This window comes from uncultured Limnohabitans sp. (assembly GCF_937889215.1).
Classification (GTDB): Bacteria; Pseudomonadota; Gammaproteobacteria; order Burkholderiales; family Burkholderiaceae_C; genus Limnohabitans_A.
The window spans coordinates 1-4,050 of the sequence record NZ_CALBEX010000459.1 but is presented as its reverse complement, the minus strand read 5'-3'; the positions used below and the strand labels follow the sequence as shown (position 1 = coordinate 4,050).

Below are 4,050 nucleotides of genomic sequence, written 5' to 3'. Positions count from 1 at the left end.
CGACGCACAGGTGGCATTCTGGTTGAGCCCCGAGCACGATTGGCTGCCAGCACGACTGCGCATCTCGCAAGCCAATGGCAGCTTCATCGACCTGCATCTGACCCAGCGTGAATTTTTGCCCGGTCTGCCCCCAAGCCCTGCGGTCTTGCCCGAGTGAAGTCCCCAGTTCAGTCCCTCGGCCGAAAAACCACACCCACTTGAAGTTGTTACAAGTGCACCCACTTGCGAGCGACAAGTTGAGGGAGAATGAAAGCATGAACCTGTTGTACGAATCGGAAACCTTCGCTGTGATGCACATGCTGGCCAACGCGCCCAGCGAGGCTGCGCCGGCCCCCAGCACGCCCTTGCTGGAACGCCATGGTTTTGAGATCGTGGACAAACGCTCAGGCAAAGAGGTTTACTTGGATGGCTCTTGGGCAGAAATGTTCCAGCAGCAAATTCAAGCCTGGCAGCAGCACACGCCCACGCAAGAAGAAGTCGAAGACACCCTGGAGGGCTACACCGGATTGGCGCAGCAACCGGTGGTGGTCCACTGAGCCCTGCGCCATTGAGGCGCATCCTGGCTCGCGGCCTTCAAGATTTGTCACCCAAGCCTGAGACCAGCAAATCAGCCTTTTTTTCTGGCCCCAGCACCCACCGAAACAGCGGCCCCACCAAGACCAAAACGGCGACGAGGCGGCAAACCTGAAACGCCGTCACCACCGGAACGCCCAAGTGCAATACCTTGGCCGTGATCGCCATTTCGGCAATGCCCCCGGGAGTCGTGCCCAAAATCATGGTGGCTGGGTGCAAGCCTGTGGCCCATGACAGCGCCAAGCCAAAGCCCAAGGACAACACCATCATGACCACCGTGCCGCTGGCGACCGATGCCAACCAACGCGGCGCGGTGTGCACAAACTCCCGCTGAAACCGCACGCCCAAGCTCACACCAATCACCAGTTGCGCCGCGTCCGATAAATTTTTGGGCACGGCTGACCCATTCCAGTCGGCCAGCGTCAAGCCCATGGACACCAGCAATGCGCCCATGAACCAGGGGTTGGTGCGTTTGAGCGCGGTCATGACCAGCCCACCTGCCGCCGTAGCCAAACCCAGCACCAGCAAGCCTGGCCAATGCACCTCGCCGGGCTTGGGCAACAAACGGGCATCGACCTGCAAACCCCAATGGCTTTGTGCCCACTGCATGGCAAAAGGCAGCGACACCACCACGATGACCAAGCGCACGCTGTGCGCTGCCGCCACCAAGTCGGTGCGGGCACCGTGGCGCTCGGCCAGCAAGGTCATCTCCGAGGCCCCGCCAATGGCGCTGGCAAAGTAACTGGTGGCGCGCCAAGCGCCCGGCGGCAGGTGCGCAAAATCACCCGCATGCTGGCGTTGCAGCCAGCCACCAAACAAGCCCCCCATCCCCAGCGCCCACAACACGGCCAGCGCAATCGCCCACCACAAGCCGACCACCAAAGCGCCTACTTGCGGGGTGAAATACAAGCCCAACACCGCGCCAATGACCCACTGCCCCCCATTGCGCAACAGCACCGAACTGCGCGTAGGGGCACCCAACATCGACGCCAATGCCGTGACCAGCAAAGGGCCCAGCATCCAGGGAATGGGCGTGTGCAGCCACTCACACAGTAGCGCCGCCGCCAGCGCCGCAAGCAAGGTGTTGGCCACTCGGGCCATTTCACGCCAATTCATCGTGTCAAAAAAAGACCGCCCAAACGGGCGGTCGATTGGCAAACCATGCAAGCCATCGGTTCATGCGTGGCGACGAATGCTGTCGGCCACGGTCTGCACGATCTGGTCGATCTGCGCGTCTTCCACAATGTAGGGTGGGCAAATCACCAGGTTTTCTCCTGCAGGGCGCACCCAAACCCCTTTATGGAAGCAGTCCATGAAGATGTCATAAGCCCGCTTGCCGGGCGTGCCCGTGATGCTGGCCAGTTCCACCGCGCCCGCCAGGCCCAGCGTGCGGATGCCGATCACATTGGGCAAGCCCTTGAGCGCGCTGTGCATCGCATCGCCCAAAATCCGGCCCTTTTGTCCGGCTCGGGCAAACAAGTCTTCTTCCTTCATCAAGTCCAAGGTGGCAATCGCCGCCGCGCATGCCACCGGGTGCCCAGAGTAGGTGTAACCGTGAAGAAACTCAATGGCGTGGTCTGGCGCGTTGGCGTTCATCATCGCGTCGTAAATGAAGTCACGGCAAATCACGCCGCCCAACGGAATCACGCCGTTGGTCACCGCCTTGGCGAAGTTGAGCATGTCGGGCACCACGCCGTAATAGTCGGCCCCAAAGTTCACGCCCAAGCGGCCAAAGCCGGTGATGACTTCGTCAAAAATCAGCAAAATGCCGTGCTTGTCGCAAATCTCGCGCAGGCGCTTCACGTAGCCTTGGGGCGGGATATACCAGCCCGCGCTGCCCGCAATCGGCTCGACGATCACGGCTGCGATGTTGCTCGGATCGTGCAACACCAAAATGCGGTTTTCCAGCTCCAGCAGCGGGTCTTCGGCCCACACGGGCTCCTCGTGGTGGATGTAGGCGTGGTTCACGGGGTCGTGGATGAAGCGCATGTGGTCCACACGCGGCAGCAGCTGCGCGCCGTACACCTTGCGGTTGGCGGGCAGGCCGCCCACGCTCATGCCGCCAAAGTTCACGCCGTGGTAGCCCTTTTCGCGGCCAATGAACACGTTGCGGTGGCCTTCGCCCCGGGCGCGGTGATAAGCCAGCGCCACTTTCAGCGCCGTGTCGGCCGCTTCCGAGCCCGAGTTGCAAAACAGCACCTTGTTCAGGTCGCCGGGGGCCATGTCGGCGATCATCTGCGCCGCCTTGAAAGCCTTGTCGTTGCTGGCCTGAAAAGCCGTGGCGTAGTCCAGCGTGTCCAGCTGCTTTTTGATGGCTTCGTTGATTGGGCGGCGGTTGTGGCCCGCGCCCACGCACCACAGGCTGGAGATGCCATCAATGACTTTTTTACCGTCGTGGGTGGTGAAGTGCATGCCTTCTGCGCCCACAAAAACCCGCGGGTCTTGCTTGAATGTGCGGTTGGGGGTGAAGGGCAACCACTGATTGTCCATGTTCAGATCGTTGAGGGCCACGGCAAATGCTCCGGTATTTAAATGTCTAATAAGGGACACAGTTTACGCCTGCAACTGGCTTCTGACAGCCTCATCGCGCCAACAACTGTCCAGTCTCGGACAAGCCTTGTGCAGGTGTTGGCATTTCTAATGTTTAAACCAAGCCTTTCTCTACAATAGCCCGTCTCCTTAGACGCGAGACAGTCAAACGCCTAACCCAGCGTTGGCAAGCGGATTCAACATGACCACTTACATACTCACCCTTTCCTGCCCCGACCGCACCGGCATCGTGCATGCCGTCTCGGGTTTTTTGCTCGAGCGCGGGGGCAACATCGAAGAAGCAGCCCAGTACAACGACCATGACACCGGCCTGTTTTTCATGCGCGTGCAATTTGCCTGTGATCAGGCCAAAGCCGCAACGCTGGAAACGCAATGGGGCGAATTTGCCCAAACATTTGGCATGACATGGCATTTGCACGCCACTGCGCAGCCCATGCGCACCGTGCTCTTGGTGAGCAAAGATGGCCATTGCCTAAACGATTTGCTGTTCCGTTGGAAAAGCGGCTTGCTGCCCCTGGACATCCGCGCCATCGTCAGCAACCACCGCGAGTTTTACCAACTGGCCGCCAGCTACAACGTGCCCTTTCACCACATTCCAGTGACCGCAGACAACAAGGCGCAGGCCGAAGCCAAGCAGTTTGAGATCATCCAGGCCGAAGGCGCTGAGTTGGTGGTGCTGGCACGCTACATGCAAATCCTGAGCGACGACCTGTGCCGCAAACTGGCAGGTCGCGCCATCAACATCCACCACAGCTTCTTGCCCAGCTTCAAAGGGGCAAAGCCCTACTACCAGGCCCATGACCGGGGTGTGAAGCTGATCGGTGCCACCGCCCACTATGTGACCGCCGACCTGGACGAAGGCCCGATCATCGAACAAGATGTGGCGCGTGTGGACCACAGCAAAACCGTGGAAGACCTCACGGCCCA

The 4,050-nt window shown here is 60.1% G+C and carries 4 protein-coding genes; 2 read left to right on the top strand and 2 right to left on the bottom strand.

From position 1 onward, the window contains the following. Positions 1 to 254: 254 nt before the first annotated feature. Positions 255 to 536: a DUF3567 domain-containing protein gene (locus Q0341_RS11615; protein WP_299513440.1), complete on the top strand. Its 282-nt coding sequence runs from the start codon at positions 255 to 257 to the stop codon at positions 534 to 536. Positions 537 to 573: 37 nt separating this feature from the next. On the opposite strand, the gene Q0341_RS11610 is transcribed toward Q0341_RS11615, so the two are convergent. Together Q0341_RS11610 and Q0341_RS11605 are read right to left on the bottom strand one after the other, a co-directional pair. Beyond that, on the bottom strand, positions 574 to 1,689 hold the full coding sequence (locus Q0341_RS11610) for an AbrB family transcriptional regulator (RefSeq protein WP_299513437.1): 1,116 nt from the start codon (positions 1,687 to 1,689) through the stop codon (positions 574 to 576). 60 nt (positions 1,690 to 1,749) lie between these two features. Next, positions 1,750 to 3,084 (bottom strand): aminotransferase class III-fold pyridoxal phosphate-dependent enzyme, encoded by a 1,335-nt coding sequence (locus tag Q0341_RS11605; protein WP_299513435.1) that lies wholly within the window; start codon positions 3,082 to 3,084, stop codon positions 1,750 to 1,752. Between the two features lie 220 nt (positions 3,085 to 3,304). On the opposite strand from Q0341_RS11605, the gene purU reads away from it, so the two are divergent. Further along, a partial coding sequence (gene purU / locus Q0341_RS11600; protein WP_299513433.1) for a formyltetrahydrofolate deformylase occupies positions 3,305 to 4,050 on the top strand: 746 nt, incomplete at its 3' end.